Annotated in this window: 1 protein-coding gene; it reads left to right on the top strand. The window is 65.2% G+C overall.

Annotation, left to right across the window (positions count from 1 at the left end; translation table 11 throughout):
* Window positions 1-67 precede the first annotated feature (67 nt).
* On the top strand, window positions 68-414 hold a 347-nt coding region (thpR, locus tag FY251_RS21825), incomplete at its 3' end, for an RNA 2',3'-cyclic phosphodiesterase (protein ID WP_148416994.1).

A 414-nucleotide genomic window follows, 5' to 3' on the forward strand; every position in this document is an offset into this window, starting at 1 on the left:
GCCCCAGATCACAGCAGTCACTGACCCCGTCGTAGCTTTCTTGCGGACACGACCGGAACCGCTAGCTATGGCCAACCGCCTGTTCGTCAGCGTCGATCTGGACGGGCTCAAAGACGCTATCGAGAGCGTACAGGAACGCTTCGACGGCGTCTCTGGGCTTCGGCTGACCGACCCCGCACAGGCCCACATCACGCTGAAGTTCCTCGGCGACACCGACCCGGACCGCGTTGACGACATCGTCACTGCTCTCGAAGGGGCGGTCGAAGACAGCGGCGTCGAGCCGTTCGAAGCCGAGTTCGGCGGTCTCGGCGTGTTCCCGGCGCTGTCCTACATCAGTGTCGTCTGGGTCGGTGTCCGCGACGGACAGGGTGGCGCGGAACTGACCGCGTTGCACGAAGCCGTCGAGGCCCGGAC

This window comes from Haloferax sp. KTX1 (assembly GCF_902410085.1).
In the GTDB taxonomy this organism is placed as follows: domain Archaea; phylum Halobacteriota; class Halobacteria; order Halobacteriales; family Haloferacaceae; genus Haloferax; species Haloferax massiliensis.